The 17221-nt window shown below is 50.8% G+C and carries 10 protein-coding genes; 7 read left to right on the forward strand and 3 right to left on the reverse strand.

Annotated features, from left to right (window positions below; translation table 11 throughout):
• Positions 1-255: 255 nt before the first annotated feature.
• Both gltB and MJZ26_04850 read left to right on the forward strand, forming a co-directional pair.
• Positions 256-4722, forward strand: a complete 4467-nt coding sequence (gene gltB / locus MJZ26_04845; protein MCQ2105103.1) for a glutamate synthase large subunit — start codon at positions 256-258, stop codon at positions 4720-4722.
• A gap of 163 nt (positions 4723-4885) precedes the next feature.
• Positions 4886-6238, forward strand: a complete 1353-nt coding sequence (locus tag MJZ26_04850) for a glutamate synthase subunit beta (GenBank protein ID MCQ2105104.1) — start codon at positions 4886-4888, stop codon at positions 6236-6238.
• Positions 6239-6457: 219 nt separating this feature from the next.
• Here MJZ26_04850 and MJZ26_04855 read toward each other — a convergent pair whose 3' ends face one another.
• Together MJZ26_04855 and sufB are read right to left on the reverse strand one after the other, a co-directional pair.
• Entirely contained in the window at positions 6458-7003 is a 546-nt protein-coding gene (locus MJZ26_04855) for a DJ-1/PfpI family protein (GenBank protein MCQ2105105.1), read from the reverse strand.
• Between the two features lie 387 nt (positions 7004-7390).
• Positions 7391-8806, reverse strand: a complete 1416-nt coding sequence (gene sufB / locus MJZ26_04860; protein ID MCQ2105106.1) for a Fe-S cluster assembly protein SufB — start codon at positions 8804-8806, stop codon at positions 7391-7393.
• An 84-nt stretch (positions 8807-8890) separates the two neighbouring features.
• Here sufB and MJZ26_04865 point away from each other — a divergent pair, with 84 nt between their 5' ends.
• The 5 genes from MJZ26_04865 to MJZ26_04885 all read left to right on the forward strand — a co-directional run bounded on the left by MJZ26_04865 (position 8891) and on the right by MJZ26_04885 (position 14398).
• Positions 8891-10297: a sodium-dependent transporter gene (locus MJZ26_04865; protein ID MCQ2105107.1), complete on the forward strand. Its 1407-nt coding sequence runs from the start codon at positions 8891-8893 to the stop codon at positions 10295-10297.
• A 90-nt stretch (positions 10298-10387) separates the two neighbouring features.
• Positions 10388-10555 carry a hypothetical protein gene (locus MJZ26_04870; protein MCQ2105108.1) on the forward strand — a complete coding sequence of 56 codons (168 nt, stop codon included), beginning with the start codon at positions 10388-10390 and terminating at the stop codon, positions 10553-10555.
• Positions 10556-10717: 162 nt separating this feature from the next.
• A complete protein-coding gene (locus MJZ26_04875; protein ID MCQ2105109.1) occupies positions 10718-12172 on the forward strand; it encodes a FecR family protein in 1455 nt (484 codons plus the stop codon).
• 13 nt (positions 12173-12185) lie between these two features.
• Positions 12186-13199, forward strand: a complete 1014-nt coding sequence (locus MJZ26_04880; protein ID MCQ2105110.1) for a DUF6175 family protein — start codon at positions 12186-12188, stop codon at positions 13197-13199.
• A gap of 8 nt (positions 13200-13207) precedes the next feature.
• Entirely contained in the window at positions 13208-14398 is a 1191-nt protein-coding gene (locus MJZ26_04885; protein MCQ2105111.1) for a hypothetical protein, read from the forward strand.
• Here MJZ26_04885 and MJZ26_04890 read toward each other — a convergent pair whose 3' ends face one another.
• Positions 14399-17212, reverse strand: a complete 2814-nt coding sequence (locus MJZ26_04890) for a DNA topoisomerase (protein MCQ2105112.1) — start codon at positions 17210-17212, stop codon at positions 14399-14401. It abuts the gene before it with no gap.
• Positions 17213-17221: the final 9 nt, after the last annotated feature.

A 17221-nucleotide genomic window follows, 5' to 3' on the forward strand; every position in this document is an offset into this window, starting at 1 on the left:
AAGAGAAATCGAGAATTGATTTTGAATTACAAAAACTGTAAAAGTAGTGATTGCGTTTTCAGATTTTGTAAAAGAAATGAACTTATAAAGGTGGATTTGGCGCCTGAAAAGGGCTTTTCCCTGGGTTGCTTTTGATGTAATGTCCTTTTTTGGGCTGTTTTACGGATTTTGTATAGCGAAAAATGTAAATCCGTTCTTTTTGGCACGAATTTTGCAAATAAGGGGCGTAAAAATAAAACACAAGGAATAAATAAAATGAAAGCTCAAGCTCTTTATAATCCGGCGAACGAACATGACGCCTGCGGCGTGGGTCTCGTTGCCAACATTAATAATATTGCATCGCACCAGATTGTGCTTCAGGGCATTACTGTTCTGAAGCGTCTCATGCATCGTGGTGCGGCTGGTGGCGACCCGGAAACGGGTGATGGCGCTGGCCTTTTGCTTTCTATGCCCCATAAGTTCTTCCGTAAGATCTACAGCGACCTTCCGGAACGCTATGGCGTGGCCATGGTTTTTGTGGACAACTCCGTTGCTGCTGAATCCTATGACGCAAAGATCAAGGAACTTGCCGCAGCCGAAGGTTGCCCCGTGATTCACGTTCGCGAAGTTCCGGTGGACCCCTCCGCAATTGGCCGCACCGCCCGCGAAACTCTCCCGCACATCCGTCAGTATTTCTTCGACGGCTCTGCCATTGCAACTTCCGCCCAGGATAAGGATGGGGAAGGTTACAATCCCTTTGAATTGAAGCTTTATGTGCTGCGCCGCCAGATTGAAAAGGCCTGCGAAAGCGTCTATGTTTGCTCCTGCTCCAGCAGAACCATTGTCTATAAGGGTCTTCTTCTTGCTATTCAGATCGAAGCCTTCTACAAGGACCTGAACGACAGCGATTTCGAAAGCCCCATTGCCCTCGTTCACCAGCGCTATTCTACCAATACTTTCCCCACCTGGCCTTTGGCTCATCCGTTCCGCTACCTGGCTCACAATGGTGAAATCAATACCCTTCGCGGTAACTTGAACAGCCTGAAGGCTCGTGAACCTCACCTGAAGAGCGAACGTTTCGGCGAAGATCTCCAGAAGCTTCTGCCCTTGATTTCTGCAGGCCAGAGCGACTCCGCTAGCCTCGACAACATGTTCGAACTTCTGGTTGCTGCAGGCCGTAGCCTCCCTCACGCCATCCTCATGATGATGCCGCAGGCTTGGGGTGCAAAGCACTATATGGGCCGCGACGTCCGTGGCTTCTTCGAATATGAATCCATGCTTATGGAACCGTGGGATGGCCCCGCTGCCGTGGCTTTCTCCGACGGTATCAATGCCGGTGCAATCCTTGACCGTAACGGTCTTCGTCCGGCACGTTACACCCTTTGCAAGGATGGCCTCTTCGTCATGGCTTCCGAAACGGGTGTCCTGGACATCAACGACGCCGACGTAGAAGAAAAGGGTCGTCTCAAACCCGGTGAAATCATTTACCTGGATATCGAAAACCATCGTATCCTGAAGAATGCCGAAATGAAGGCCTTCGTTGCTCGTAGCAAGCCCTACCGTCGTTGGGTTGCCGAAAACAAGATGAGCGTCCGCGGCCTCTTCAGCGAAATCAACCCGTCTGACGTACCTGATGACTTGCTAATCCAGCAGAAGCGTTTCGGCTACTCTGCTGAAGATTTGAGCGTTATTCTCCAGCCCATGGCCAAGAACGGTCAGGAACCCATCGGTTCCATGGGTAACGACGCCGCTCTCGCTGTTCTTTCCGACAAGCCCCAGCCGCTGTTCAACTACTTCAAGCAGCTGTTTGCACAGGTGACCAATCCGCCTATCGACCCGATCCGTGAAGAACTGGTTATGTCCCTTACCACCTACATTGGTAACCACGGCAACATCCTGGAAGAAACTCCGGAACAGGCTCACCTCATTAAGATTCCCCGCCCCATTGTTACCGAAGACGAAATCAAGCACTTCGAAAACATCGGCGATAAGAGCTTCAAGGCCAAGGTGCTCAAGATGCAGTTCCCCATGGGTGGTAACGGCGAAGTTCTTGAAGCTGCCTTGCAGAACCTGGCTGGCGACGCTGTACGCGCCGTTCAGGAAGGCTTCAACATTATCGTTCTTTCCGATAAGGATGTGGACTGGGGCTATGTTCCCATGCCGTCTCTGTTGGCTACTGCAGCCGTCAACCGTACCTTGGTTGAAGCTGGCGTCCGTCCGGAAATCGGCTTGATCGTTCAGTCCGGTGAAGTTCGCGAAGTCATGCATTTCGCTTTGCTCCTGGGCTACGGTGCAACCGTTATCAACCCGTATCTGGCCTTCCAGAGCATTACCAACATGTGCCACACCGGCGAACTGGATGTGGGTCCTGTTACCGCAGCAGCTAACTACGTGAAGGCAGTGGACAAGGGCCTCCTGAAGATCATGTCCAAGATGGGTATCTCTACCCTCCGTAGCTACCGCAGTGCCCAGATCTTTGAAGCTGTTGGCTTGAACCACGAAATTATTGAAAAGTTCCTGCCGGGTACTGCAAGCCGCATCGAAGGTATCGGCCTTGCTGAAATCGCCCAGGAAGTGGAACAGCGCAACAACATTTCCCTGAAGGATGCAAGCCCCATTCTTAAGGAAGGTGGCCAGTACAAGTTCCGTAAGGATGGCGAAATGCACTTGTGGACTCCGCAGTCCCTGGGCGCCTTCCGTCAGGCAGTACAGTTGGGCGACTACGCAAAGTTCAAGACCTACTCCAAGCTCATCGACGATCAGTCCCAGCGCTTGGCAACGCTTCGCGGTCTCTTCAAGTTCAAGGAAACCACTCCCATCGATATTTCCGAAGTGGAATCCCGCGAATCCATCATCAAGCACTTTGTTGCTGGTGCAATGAGCCTTGGTTCCTTGAGCCCGGAAGCTCATGAAGCTATCGCTATTGCCATGAACCGTAACGGTGCCATGAGCAACTGCGGTGAAGGTGGTGAAGATCCGGATCGTGATACTCCGGCAGCAAACGGCGACGTTCGTAGCAGCGCCATCCGTCAGATTGCTTCTGGCCGTTTCGGTGTGACCATCGACTACCTGCGCAAGGCAAAGGATTTGCAGATCAAGATGGCTCAGGGTGCAAAGCCCGGTGAAGGTGGCCAGCTGCCTGCCCACAAGGTGAACGAATTTGTGGCTCGCATCCGTCATTCTATCCCGAATGTGTCCCTCATTTCTCCTCCGCCGCACCATGACATTTACTCCATCGAAGATCTGGCTCAGTTGATCTACGACCTTCGTAACTCCAACCCCAAGGCCCGTGTTTCCGTGAAGTTGGTTTCCGAAGTGGGTGTGGGTACGGTTGCTGCAGGTGTGGCTAAGGCTCACGCAGACGTGGTCCTCATTTCTGGCCACGACGGTGGTACCGGTGCATCTCCGCTTACCTCCATCAAGCATGCCGGTCTTCCTTGGGAATTGGGCATTGCCGAAGCTGAACAGACTCTCGTCTTGAACGACCTCCGTGGCCGCGTGAAGCTCCAGGTGGATGGCCAGTTGAAGACTGGTCGAGACGTTGTGATCGCAGCCCTCCTTGGTGCAGAAGAATTCGGTTTTGCAACCAACCTGCTGGCAAGCCTTGGCTGTATCATGGACCGTAAGTGCCATACCAACCAGTGCCCCATGGGCCTCGCAACTCAGGATCCGGAACTTCGCAAGCACTTCAAGGGCAAGCCGGAATACGTTGAAAACTTCCTGTACTTCATCGCTGACGAAATCCGCGAAATCCTCGCAAGCCTTGGTCTCAAGAGCCTTGACGAAGCCTGCGGCCGTAGCGACCTCCTTGACATGAATTCTGCAATCGAATTCTACAAGGCCAAGAAACTGGACTTCAGCAAGATCTTCGCCTCTGTTGACGCCGGTAACGGTAAGGAACAGATCAAGAAGCACGACCCGAACTATGTTCCTGAAGAACTGGTGAACTTCGACCGTCGCGAACTCCTGCCTTTCGTACAGGATACCCTGAAGACTGGCAAGCCGGTAGAAATTTCCGCCATGATCCACAACGTGGATCGTACCGTGGGTACCGAACTTTCTGGCGAAGTGGATGAACACTTTGGTGCAAAGGGCCTGCCGGAAGATACTATCAAGGTTCACCTGCAGGGTGTGGCCGGCCAGAGCTTTGGCGCCTTCCTTGCACCGGGTATCACTCTTGATATCGAAGGTGAAGTCAACGACTTCATGGGCAAGGGTTTGAGCGGTGGTAAGATTATCGTTCGTCCGTCCAAGAACGCATCCTTCAAGGCTGAAGACAACGTCATCGCCGGTAACGTTATCGGTTACGGTGGTACCAGCGGTAAGGTGTTCATCAACGGTCTCGCTGGCGAACGCTTTGGTATCCGTAACTCTGGTATGCTGCTTGTTACCGAAGGTGTGGGCGACCATGGTTGCGAATACATGACTGGTGGCCGCGTGGTTGTTCTCGGTCGCGTAGGCGTGAACTTCGCTGCAGGTATGACTGGTGGCTTTGCTTACATCTACGATGAAACCGGTCACTTCGACTTGAGCTGCAATGTGGATTCCGTTGACCTGGAAAGCGTTCTCCCGGGTACCGAAAGCGAAACTGAATTGCTTGACATCATCAAGCAGCATGTGGAAGCTACCGGTTCCGAAAAGGGGCGCCGCATTCTCGAAGACTGGAACAATTCTCGTCCGAAGTTCGTGAAGGTCTTCCCGGTGGAATACCGCAACGCTCTCGCAAAGCAGGCTGCTAAGTAAGTTCAACTTTACGATGATTGCGAAACCTATTCGCGTGTCATCCTGAATGGAAGCCCAAAGGGCTGGAATGAAGGATCTAGATTCTTCACTTCGTTCAGAATGACACTCAAGATGGGTTTCGCTGTTGTCGCTTCTTTTTAACGCACTTTAAAAGGATTAAATTATGGCTTTAGTACAAAGAATTCAGGACGTGTACCGCCCCGTAGAAGAACGCGTTAAGGACTTGAAGGAAGTTGAACGCCTCTTCACGGAAGAAGAAATCAAGGCTCAGGCTGGCCGCTGCGCAGACTGTGGCATTCCCTTCTGCCATGGAGCAGGCTGCCCTCTGGGTAACCTCATTCCCGAATTTAACACTGCAGTTGCTGCAGGTGATCTTCGCAAGGGTTACGATATCATTAGCAAGACCGCCTTCTTCCCGGAATTTACCGGCCGGGTTTGCCCCGCCCTTTGCGAAGCAAGCTGCACCCGCCAGCTGAACGATGACGCCGTCATGGTTCGCCAGGTGGAAAAGTACATGATCGAAACCGCCTTCAAGGAAGGCTGGGTGGAACAACCTGCCGCTGCCCCCAACGGCAAGACCGTTGCCGTGATCGGTGGTGGTCCTGCAGGCCTCTTTGCTGCAGAAGCTTTGCGCCGCAAGGGTTACGCTGTAACCGTTTACGAAAAGAAGCCCAAGGTGGGCGGCCTTCTCCGTTACGGCATTCCCAACTGGAAGCTGGAAAAGGAAATCATTGACCGTCGCGTGGCACTTCTTGAAGCCGCCGGCATCAAGTTTGTCTGCAATTGCGAAATCGGCAAGGATATTTCTGCCGAATACATCCGTAAGAATTTTGACTACCTGTTCCTGGCCATCGGTACTCCCAACGCTCGCGACTTGAACATTCCTGGCCGCGATGCCGAAGGTATTTACCTCGCTTTGGATTTCTTGCACGGTTCCGACCCGCAAAATCCTGAAAAGTACAGCGCCAAGGGCAAGAAGGTCCTGATTATTGGCGGTGGCGACACCGGTAACGACTGCGTGGGTAAATCTCTCCGTGAAGGCTGCAAGAGCGTGCTCCAGGTGGAATTTATGCCCAAGCCTCCTGAAGAACGTTCCCCGTCCACTCCGTGGCCCGATTGGCCGTACATGCTGCGCACCAGCTACGCCCATCACGAAGGTGGCGAACGCCGCTGGAATGTGTCCTCCAAGCAGTTCATTGTGAAGGATGGCAAGGTTGCTGGCGTTGAAGCCGTGAAGGTGGAATGGGAAATGGCCCCCAACGGCCGCCCCATCAAGCCCAACGAAGTTCCCAATTCTACAGAAATCATCGACGCTGACTTGGTGGTTTTGGCAATGGGCTTCACTGGCGTTCCTGCCGACGGCATCGTGAAGGATCTGGGCCTCGAGCTGACTCCGCGTACCGCAATCATTCAGGATCCGTCCCGCAATATCTACGCTGTAGGTGACTGCGCTAACGGCGCTTCCCTGGTGGTTCGCGCCATGGCCGACGCAAAGGCAAAGGTGGCTAAGCTTTAGCCAATTATGAATTACGAATTATGAGTTATTCGTAATTAGTAACTCATAATTCAATTGCATCAAAGGCGACGTTGTCGCATTTGATGCGCCAAGACTTCCTTGTGTGAAAACACGGATCGCCGACGGGTAAAACCGCCGGCGATCTTAATTTTATTGGCTAGAAAAGCAGATTTGCTTTTTGATTTCGCGGGAATTTTAGCGAAAATTTTAGTGAGGATTTTAGCGGGCGACGACTTGATTGCGAATCTTTTCAGAGTTGGCGCGGTCGGTTGCCTGAGCCAGGCATTCGAAGGCGAATTCTTCGGCGGTGCCTGCGCCGCGGCTGGTGATGACGTTGCCGTCTACCACAACGCGGTCGGTAAGGAACTGCTTGCAGTCCAGTTCCACTTCGCAGCCTGGGAAACAGGTGCAGGTTCTGTTCTTGAGGAGGCCTGCTTGGGAAAGCACCAGGGGCGCGGCGCAAATGGCAAATATCCATTTGCCAGCGGCGTCAAAGCTCTTGAGAACTTCCGCCACTGCGGAAGATGACTTCAGGTTCTTGACGCCGGGACCGCCGCCGGGGAGGCAGACTGCGTCGTAGTCGGCGAGGTTTACATCCTTCAAAAGAACGTTTGCCTTGATAGCAAGACCGTGAGCGCCTACAACATCCAGGCTGTCGCTGATAGAAGCCAAGGCTACATTCAGGCCGCCGCGCTGCCAGTAGTCAAAGGGGGTGACGAATTCGGTTTCTTCAAAACCATTTGCCATCAAGAAAAGAACGTTCATTAGGTACCTCTGTTTTTGCTGCTAAAATAACAAATGCTGGACAGAAATCGAGTAGTCTTTGAAATTTGAACGTTTGAAAGGGTCGTTTTCGCGAAAATGTGTCACCAAATCCAAGAAAATGTGTGTTTAGTGACAGAAATTTCAAACAAAGTAATTAAAAATGGCGGGTTGTTTGTTAGTTGTAATAAAAAAAGACTCTTTGTTTGTCACTAATTAGGTCTTTTTGATGATTTGGTGATAAAACTTTTAAAGCTGCTTTGCAGACAAAGTAAAAATCGTGTCACTAAACTTAGAGAAATTCACGTTTAGTGACAAAAAACATGGAAATAGATCCTTCGCTTCGCTCAGGATGACGCGTGGGGGCGCTCAGGATGACACGCGGGTGATTTACCCTACGGAGTGTTCCAACTTCAAAGTCAACAGCTGGCGGGCTTCGGTAGCGAATTCGCCAGGCAGTTCCTTGAACACGTCCTTGCAGAAGCCGCCCACCATAGCCTGGATGGCGTCTTCGCGCTTGATGCCGCGGCTCTCGAAATAGAACAGCTGGTCTTCGCTGATGCGGCTGGTGGTTGCTTCGTGTTCGGTCTGTGCAGTACCGTTAGCGACAGTAATGTAGGGGAAGGTGTGGGCGGCGCTCTTGTCGCCAACAAGCATGCTATCGCACTGGGTGTAGTTGCGAGCCCCTGTGGCAGACTTGCGGATAGAAACTTCGCCGCGGTAGGCATTGCTGGAATTGTCGGCGCTGATACCTTTCGAGATGATTGTGCTCTTGGTGTTCTTACCGATGTGGATCATCTTGGTACCGGTATCGGCCTGCATGTGGCCGTTGGTCAATGCCACACTGTAGAATTCACCGACGGAGTTGTCGCCTACCAGCACGCAGCTGGGGTACTTCCAGGTGATGGCGGAACCGGTTTCTACCTGGGTCCAGCTGATGCGGCTGTTCTTGCCGGCGCACTTGCCGCGCTTGGTCACAAAGTTGTAGACGCCACCTGCGCCAGTCTCGCGGTCGCCGGCGTACCAGTTCTGCACGGTGCTGTACTTGATCTTGGCGTTTTCGTTGGCCACCAGTTCCACGATGGCGGAGTGCAGCTGCTTGCTGCTGAATTCCGGAGCGGTGCAGCCTTCCAGGTAGCTGACTTCAGCGCCGTCGTCGGCGATAATCAGGGTGCGTTCAAACTGGCCAGCTTCCTTGTTGTTGATGCGGAAGTAGGTGGACAGGTCCATGGGACACTTGACTCCAGCGGGAATGTAGACGAAGCTACCGTCACCAAAGACGGCGCTGTTCAAGGCTGCAAAGTAGTTGTCGCCTGCGGGAACCACGCTGCCCAGGTACTGTTCGATCAGTTCCGGATATTCCTTGATGGCGTCGGAAATGCTGCAGAAGATGATGCCCATTTCCATGAGCTTCTTCTTGTGGCTGGTATAAATACTGACGGAGTCGAATACGGCGTCCACGGCAACGTTTGCCAGACGCTTCTGTTCGTCCAGAGGAATGCCCAGCTTTTCGAAGGTGGCCAGAAGTTCCGGGTCCACGTCTTCGATTTTTTCGTGAGACTTCTTGTTCTTGGGGGCGGAATAGTAGACGATGTCCTGCAGGTCCACAGGGGCAAAGTTCAGTTCGCCCCACTTGGGCTGCTCCATGGTCAAGAGCTTTTCGTAGGCCTTCAGGCGAAAATCCAGCATGAACTGAGGTTCGCCGCGGAGAGCGCTGGCTCGACGGATGACGTCTTCGTTAAGGCCCTTTTCGAAAGAGTCGTTCTCGATATCCGTAACAAAACCGTACTTGTAGTTTTCGCTCATTATATCCGCCAAATTGCAATTTTACGGGCTAAATATAGAAATTTTATTATCTTTCAAACATCATATTAAGAGGATGACATTATTATGAGTCAACGCGAAAGTTTTGGTTCCCGCCTTGGTTTTATCCTGATTGCCGCAGGTTGTGCAATCGGTATCGGTAACGTTTGGCGTTTCCCCTTTATCACCGGTCAGTACGGCGGTGCCGCCTTTGTTTTAATCTACCTGTTCTTCCTGGTGATTCTCGGTTTGCCGGCACTCATTGCTGAATTTTCTAACGGTCGCGCCAGTAAGCGTGGCGTAGCCCGCTCTTTCGATGAACTTGAACCTGCAGGAACCAAGTGGCACTATGCCAAGTTCCCCATGATTGCCGGTAACTACCTGCTCATGATGTTCTATACCACAGTGGCTGGCTGGATGATGTACTACTTCTTCCGCATGACCTTCGTTGGTGACCTTCAGGGAAAGTCTCCCGCCGAAGTGGGCGAGGCCTTCGGTACTATGCTGGGCGATGCCGGCATTCAGTCCGGATGGATGATTGTTGCTACCCTCCTTGGCCTTGGCATTGTTTCTCTCGGCTTGCAGAAGGGCGTGGAACGCATTACCAAGTGGATGATGTCCCTGCTGTTTGTAATTATGATAGCTCTTGCCGTTCGTGCTGTGACTCTCCCTGGTGCAGAAGAAGGTCTCAAGTTCTACTTGCTGCCGGACTTTAACCGCCTTATGGAAAAGGGAATCAATGAAGTTGTGTTTGCCGCCATGGGCCAGGCTTTCTTTACCTTGAGCATCGGTATCGGCTCTATGTCCATTCTCGGTAGCTACATCAACAAGAAACACACCTTGGCTAAGGAAGCGGTGAATATCTGCGCCCTGGATACCTTGGTTGCCTTGCTTGCCGGCCTTATCATTATTCCTAGCTGCTTTGCCTTTAACGTAGAACCGGGTGCAGGTCCGGGCCTCGTGTTCGTGACCCTTCCCAACATCTTTGCTCAGATGCCTGCAGGCCGTTTCTTCGGTTCAGCCTTCTTCCTGTTCATGAGTTTTGCTGCACTCTCCACCTTGGTGGCTGTGTTTGAAAACATCATTTCCTTCTGGATGGACTTGAAGGGCTACAAGCGTAAGAAGGTGGTTGCGGTCAATATCTTCGCAATCATCATTCTGTCCTTGCCTTGCGCACTTGGCTTTAATGCCTGGTCTAGTTTCGAACCTTTTGGCCCGGGCAGCTGCGTTCTTGACTTGGAAGACTTCCTGGTTTCCAACACCTTGCTCCCGCTGGGTTCCCTGTTCTTCGTTGTATTCTGTAACTCCCGCTATGGCTGGGGACAGGACAAGTTCTACGAAGAAGTCAATACCGGTAAGGGATTCAAGTTCCCCGCAAACAAGTTTGTCCGCTTCTACATCAAGTGGGTTCTGCCCATTATCGTACTGGTCATCTTTGCCCAGGGTTATCTGCAGAAGTTTGCCCCGGAACTTTCCGCAAAGATCTTCGGTTAGTTTTGTTGAAACTTTTGTTTTGTTGATGTCAAAAATTGACGTTATGTTGGTTCTATATTTACTGTTGAAAAAGAAAAAGGAATCAACATCATGCACAATATCTTAAATCTCTCCACCAATAAGACCCTCTTCGCCGTTCTCATGGCTCTTACTCCCGCAATTTTCGCAGCTATGCTCCTGGGGTCAGAAAGTGTTGCCGCCGCTGCCGCAGTATCTGTAGCCTACGCCAGCGTTGTCATTGGAGAACGCATGGAATAACTTTGTTCGTGTCACAATTACTCTTGGAATCCACTGTTTTAGCAAGGATGGGCGAAACCATAGCTTTGCTGCGGTGGATTTTTTTTTGTTTTCACAAAGACGGCTTAGAATAATGTTACATTTTGTAAGGATGTTATAAGATCTGCTTATTCAGGATATTATATGTTGTTTATGAAAAAAGTTGCTCTGTTGACTTGCTTGCTTCTGCTTGCGTGTAACGATGAAGCACCCAAGGAAAACAAGGTCCTTGGCAATGAAGTTGCGAAGGATCAGGATTTGAATGCCTTGAACTCTGAAAAGGCCTTGTTTGTGGCAAAAGCTCGCAGAGTTGTTGGCGATGTAGACTACTCTAAGTCTGAAAATGACTGGAAAAAAATGCACCAGGGTAATACGGTTGTTGAGGGAAATAAGATCCGCACCGCAGTAGAGTCTGACGTCCAGTTGGCGGCTAACGATGGTACTCTTTTCCAGATTATGGAAAATTCTAATGTTACTGTTTCTGCCGCCCTTTTGCCCAATTCTAGACAATCTGTGGATTTTGCCATTGAAAAGGGTGCCATTCGATTCGATGTCCAAAAGCAGAAATCAAACGACTTTGTGTTTAGAACAGGAACAGCTACTGCAGCAATTCGTGGTACGGCGGGATTTGTTGGAAACATCAATGGCAAGATGGTTGCTTCCCTTAATGAGGGCCGCGTGAACGTTACCAACGAGAAGGGCGACTCAACATCTATTGAACAAAACCAAACGTTGATCGTCAACGAATCTGGTTCCGTTAAGACTATGAACCTCGCTTCCTCTGGAACGAAGGCCTTGCTTGCCTTGGTGGATTCCGTGGCATCTGCTTCGGATACGACCGATCTTGAACAATCCCTTCAGAACTTCGATAATGACTATGCTGCTCAGAAGGCCGCCTTTGAAAAGAAATTGAAATTCAAGGCAGAGGGCGTTGCAAGGCAGATTAAGGATTCCTCTGTAACCTTGCAGGCAATTGCAACTCCCGGTGTAATCGTTGAAGTCCTTGGCGAAGTCGATACCGTTGGTGCCGACAGCGTTTATCAGCGTACCTTTACATGGGGCGCCGATTCCTATGGCACAAAGCGTTTCCTGGCCGTTTGTAGTGATGGCCTTGTAGAAATTCCTTGCTATATGTGGGTGACGGAATACGTTGAAGAAAACGCAGAAACGGAAGATTCCGATGGCCTTGAAATGGGGGTCAAGATCAATGGCCCGAGTGTTGAAAAAATTCACTTGGAAATGCCCTTGAAACAATACCAGGGCAAGTTGAAGTTTGCGCTCCAGGGTTTTTCCGCGGAAGAACGGTCTAAGGTCAAAAATGTAGTTATCAGCAGAGGTGGTTCCGAGATCGAAACAATTGACCCGAAGGGTCTTGGAAAATGGTCCTTTGAACGTAAGATTCAGATTGGCTTGAACAAGATTGCAAATTTTGAAGTCTCTGTCAATATGGATGATGGCCGTAGCTTTACCGCACAGAAGACTTACGAGGTGTACTGCTCGCAGAGCAATCATCCCGGTGGAAAGGCTCGTAACAACTTGGTTCCGTTGAACAAGGAATACGAACAGTTGAGGGCCAAGGGCTTGTTGAGGAATGAATAGAGGGGAAAACTGTATGAATCGCTTTAAACTTTTGTGCTCTGTCGCTTCTTGCGGTGGATTGCTTTTCTTGGCTGGATGCGCTTCCGCACCTGCTCCTGCACAAAACGACTCTGTTCGTGAAAATGCAAGTGAATCCTATGCCAAGGTGGATGGTGCCCCCGCAGGTCAGCCTGTCGAAAGTGCATCGGCAGAAAAAAATACCGTGAATAACGATGCCGTACAGAAAACGGAAATCTCTATGTCGACAGCGTCTGTAGAAGTATCTGACGTGGTGTTCAAGGTTAAACCCACAGTGATGGTGCTTCCTGCCATGGGCGCGTCGGGTGCAACCAGTATTGAGGTTATTCGCAAGAACCCTCTGGCAAAGACTGCAATGGAAGTCATCAATGCCTATATGACCGAGTGCGGATACAAGGTGATAAGTCTGGAAAACCAGGCCCAGTTGGATGAAGTCGTCCAGCTTCAGGGTGATATTGCCGGAAACGATGCCGACTTGGCCTATGTGGCAGGTCTTGCCGTTGGCGCCGATATCAATGTGACCTTTGCGGGAAGCATTCAGGATGATAATCTTGTGATTGACCTGAGTGCAAGCGATGCCTCCACCGCAAATCTTCTGGCAAGTGAATCTAGCCGCCAGAAGGATGGTGGTGACGGAATGCGTGTACTTGTTCAGAAGGCAACCCAGAGAGCGATTGTTCCTCTAGAAAAGAAGGTGCGTAGCCAGTTGGCTGCAGAACTGGAAAAGGGGACTCAGTATAAGGTCGTTTGCCGTTTGACCGGTGAATTTACCGATGAACAGACCGAGGAAATTTCAAACCTGGTGACAATGCAGATTCGAAAGAAATTCAATAAGATGCAGGTCAGTTCCATGACTCGCAACACCATTGACCTGGTTGTATACGCCGATCCTGACAAGTATGACGATTCCCAGATGGTCTATTCGGAATTCTACGAGGCTCTAAGCGGATTGGCAAAGGTGCGTCGCCAGAATATTACAAAGAAACTGATTATTCTTGAAATCCAGTAAGGTTGATAATGAAAAAGACTATTCTTAAAGCCCTGCTGGCAATGACCTTGTTGTGTGGCCTGGCAAATGCCGCCAACCTGGTAACGTATACCGCAGGTTCCTCGATTTCCCAAAAGGATGCAGACCAAAAGGCCTTGGAAGGTGTCGCTAAGCAGATTAGTACCAAGGTAAAATCGGAACTGGTTACGAAACGTACCGAGAATGCTGCGGGTGATGTAAAGGAAGTTTCCAAGAGTTTCAAAGGGTCGTACACCAATGTGATTCTCAAGGGAGCAAAGATTGTTCCTGGTGCCAAGAAAAATGGAATGTTTCAGTCTACCGTAACGGTGGATCTGGATCAGCTTGCGTCCATGATCCTGCTGAACCTGGAATCCATTCGACAGCAGATGAATTCCAAGGATTCTGTAATTCGTCTTGACATGTCTGACCGTGATTATTACAAGGCTGCAAGTGGCATGGCTGCTTTGGAAAGGCTGGGCTCTCAGTACAATGACGAACTGGAAAATCTTTCTTGCGTGCAGGCTGTACCCAAGAATCTTCGACTGGAATCGACATTGGCTGAGCTGACTGAATTCTTGAAGTCTTCCTTGGCAACCATTAAAATCGATGTGAAAATGACAGAGGAAAGTCTTCTTGTGACGGTTACAGATTTTGCCGGTCCCGTAGAAAATTTCCCGATGATTCTTAGCCAGGACCGAAAGGATCTTGTTTCGGAAAAAACGGATGCGTCCGGTGTTGCCAAGTTCTCCATGAAGGATGTTCGTAAGCATAAGGCCGCTGGTGAAGTCGTCGTTTTGCCGGATATGAATTTCAGCTTTGTGAATTCTTCGGCATTGGTCAAGAAGTCAGTCAGTTACGAATCCAAGAAACTGGGCTGTGCCTACAGAATGGTTTGCATTGGAGCCATGGAAGAATGTGGCTCTGTGGAAATGTTCCTGAACGATGTTGGCTTTACTATTGAAAATCAGCCGGAAAATCCCACGTTGGATGTAGCGCTTTCCTTTAATGACAAGCCGAATCTAAATAAGACTTTGGTTACATCCGAAGTGACTGCCCGTTTTAGGATAGGAAAGACAGAAACTTTCGAAAGGGCGCTTGGTGTTGGCCGTAGTGCCGAAGATGCCCATGTGAAGAGTATTGCAAAGTTGCCTGCATCCAAGGTAAGACAGAAACTGATGGATGCTGCCTGCAAGCAGTAACTATTTCTTCTGGGAAATAACTTCCACAGTCAGCTTGTTGAAGGCGAGCATTCCGCCTTCGCGAATTTCAAGGGCGGCACGGAATACCGTGTCGTTCTTTTTAAATGGCTCCAGGACGCGGGTGTATTTCTTCTTTAGAAGTTCTTCCACTTCCTCGTCCTTGAGTTCCCGCTGGTAGAATACCTTGGGTACGCCGTATCCGCAACGGCTGTTCATGCAGATGTATGCCGAGGCTGTATTTCCGTTGGAGTCCTTTCCGGTGCGGAGGCGCATCTGGTCGCCGCAAATGGGGCAGGGTAAATCCCGGTGCATGAACTCGAAGTTTGTTTTCCCGTCGGGCCCGAACTTCAGGCTTGCCGCAAAAGTTTCTCCCTTCTTGCTCTTGAAATCGCTGATGACTGGCGTCTTGCCTGCGGTAAAGAGTGCGTCGATTTCGCTTGGCGTCAGGGTGTGGCCTGCAACGTTCTTGAATAGGGTGAACTTGCATTCTACTTCGTCCCCGGCCTTGCCTGTGCAGAAGAGGGTGTTCTTGTTCTCTTCCAGCGGGTTTCCGCAGAGAGGGCACTTGTAGTCGGTAACAGCCCCGTGGAACTTGCCGTCGTTGGTGAATTCGAATCCGATGTTTCCATCGTCGGCAAGAGTCAGGCTGGCGCTGAATGTGGAACCCTTCTTGCTGATAAATCCACTAAGAACGTCCGACTTACCTGTAGAAAGCAGCTTGGTCATTTCGGCATGGCTCAGGGTGCGGCCTGCAATGGTATGGCCGGCCTTGAATCCGCATTCGGCGTTCTTGCACACATATCCCCAGGGGGTGATTTCCATAGGGTTGCTGCACTTGGGGCAGGAAATGGCGTCGGTCACCGTTTCTCGCTCGAACTGGCTGCCGTATTTTTCGTGCAGGTGGGCGAAAAGTTCCCGCACATAGTCCATGATGCCGTCGCGGAAATCCTTCGGGTCCAGGTTTCCTTTTTCTACCTGGGAAAGCTTGTATTCCCATTCGCCCGTCATTTCCGGAGATTTTACCTTGTCATCCATCAGGGCAATGACTTCACGGCCTCGGGCGGTACTGACCAGGTTGTTCTTCTGGGCTTCGATAAAACCGCGCTTCTTTAGTGTCTCGATAATGCCTGCCTGAGTGGCGGGGGTGCCTAGGCCGCGGTCCTTCATGGCTTCGGCCAGTTCTTCGTTCTCGATTTGCTTGCCTGCGGTTTTCATGGCGGCAAGGAGGGTGGCCTCGGTGTAATACTTGGGCTTGGACTTCTTTTTCTTTTGCAGTTCAATGCTATCGAAGGGAGCCTTGTCGCCCTGCTTCCAGTCGGGGAAGGATTCTACGATATTGGTTATGTCGTCGGAATTGCCTTCGTCATCCTTCTTGGCATCGGATTTCTTTTTCTTTTCTTCTTTGGCCAAAGCGCGGAAACCTAGGTCCTCGTTCTGCTTTAATTTTAGACGGAAAACTTCCGTATCTGGATTCTTCGACTGCGAACCTGACGGTTCTCCGCTCAGAATGACGCTGTCCGCAGGACTTTTCAAAGTTACTTCCATCTCGTTCCAAACGTAGGGCTTCAGCCATGCCTGTACAAAGCGTTCTTTGGCCAGGTTGTAGATGTTCTCTTCCATTTCAGGGAGACCATTGGGCTGTTCGCCGGTAGGAATAATGGCGAAGTGGTCTGTCACCTTACTGCTGTTGATGAAAACGAAGTTCTCGCTTTCGGGGCGCATGATCTTTTGCTGCTCCGGCTTGGCCAGGCGCATGGCCAGTTGATAGGCTTCCTGCTTCATGGTGTCGGGCAGGTAGGCGGAATCCGTACGGGGGTAGGTGAGGAGCTTCTTTTCGTAAAGGTTCTGGGCGCAGTCCAAAACCTGCTGGGCGCTGTATTTGAAACGCTTGTTGCCTTCCTTTTGCAGTTCCGTTAGGTCAAAGGGCTTTTGGGGGAACTGCTTTTTCTGTTGGACATCCACGTTGGCAATTACAGCCTCTGCAGGAGCCTTGCATTTGTCAACTACGGCCTGGGCGGGTTCTTCTTTTTCAAATACCGCTACTTTTAAAGCGATTTCCTTCGACTCCGTGTTTTCCTTGCCCGAATCCTTTGCGTCTCGGTCGGGGCGCAAAAGCTGTGCCTGGAATCCTTTCCAGGTTCCCACCACGCTGTAGTAGTACAGTTCCTTGAACTGCTCCACCATGGCGTCGCGCTCCACGATGAGGTTTAGGGTAGGAGTCTGAACGCGGCCTACGGAAATCATCTTGCCGCGGCCAGCCGTAAGGGTGTAGGCTCGTGTTGCGTTAAGGCCTACCATCCAGTCGGCACGCTGACGAAGTCGGGCAGCGTAACTTAAATTCAGACGTTCCGTGGCTTCTTCCAGATTTTTCCAGGCCTTGTCCAAATCCTTTGCCACGTAGCTGTTCACCCACAGGCGCTTTACCTGTTTCTTCTTGAAATCCGGAGTGTAGTCCAGGATCAAGTCGAAAATCAGGTTACCTTCGCGGCCAGCATCGGCTCCGTTTACAAGAACGTCCGCCTTGCTCATCATGTCTCGCACCACAGCCAGCTGCTTTCGGGTGCTTTCGATTTCCATCAGGCGGAATTTTTCTGGCAGCAGCGGGAGGTTGCTTAAACGCCAACCGCCCTCAAAACCGGGATAGGCATCCAGCGGAGCCAAAGTAATCAAGTGACCCACGCACCAGGTAATGCAATGGTTCTGGCCAATAAGGCATCCATCGCCCTGGGTGAACTTTTCACCTTCCAAGCGTTCCAGCATCGGTCTGTAATGCTGGTTTGCAACAGAAGGTTTTTCGGCCACTAAAAGAATCATAAATCGAAA

Source organism: Fibrobacter sp. (assembly GCA_024398965.1).
GTDB lineage: Bacteria > Fibrobacterota > Fibrobacteria > Fibrobacterales > Fibrobacteraceae > Fibrobacter.

Bases quoted from the DNA above. Each gene is read 5' to 3' on its own strand.
- sufB (MCQ2105106.1), bottom strand. From the start codon at position 8,806: ATGAGCGAAAACTACAAGTACGGTTTTGTTACGGATATCGAGAACGAC.
- gltB (MCQ2105103.1), top strand. From the start codon at position 256: ATGAAAGCTCAAGCTCTTTATAATCCGGCGAACGAACATGACGCCTGC.
- MJZ26_04865 (MCQ2105107.1), top strand. From the start codon at position 8,891: ATGAGTCAACGCGAAAGTTTTGGTTCCCGCCTTGGTTTTATCCTGATT.
- MJZ26_04870 (MCQ2105108.1), top strand. From the start codon at position 10,388: ATGCACAATATCTTAAATCTCTCCACCAATAAGACCCTCTTCGCCGTT.
- MJZ26_04880 (MCQ2105110.1), top strand. From the start codon at position 12,186: ATGAATCGCTTTAAACTTTTGTGCTCTGTCGCTTCTTGCGGTGGATTG.
- MJZ26_04850 (MCQ2105104.1), top strand. From the start codon at position 4,886: ATGGCTTTAGTACAAAGAATTCAGGACGTGTACCGCCCCGTAGAAGAA.
- MJZ26_04885 (MCQ2105111.1), top strand. From the start codon at position 13,208: ATGAAAAAGACTATTCTTAAAGCCCTGCTGGCAATGACCTTGTTGTGT.
- MJZ26_04890 (MCQ2105112.1), bottom strand. From the start codon at position 17,212: ATGATTCTTTTAGTGGCCGAAAAACCTTCTGTTGCAAACCAGCATTAC.
- MJZ26_04875 (MCQ2105109.1), top strand. From the start codon at position 10,718: ATGTTGTTTATGAAAAAAGTTGCTCTGTTGACTTGCTTGCTTCTGCTT.
- MJZ26_04855 (MCQ2105105.1), bottom strand. From the start codon at position 7,003: ATGAACGTTCTTTTCTTGATGGCAAATGGTTTTGAAGAAACCGAATTC.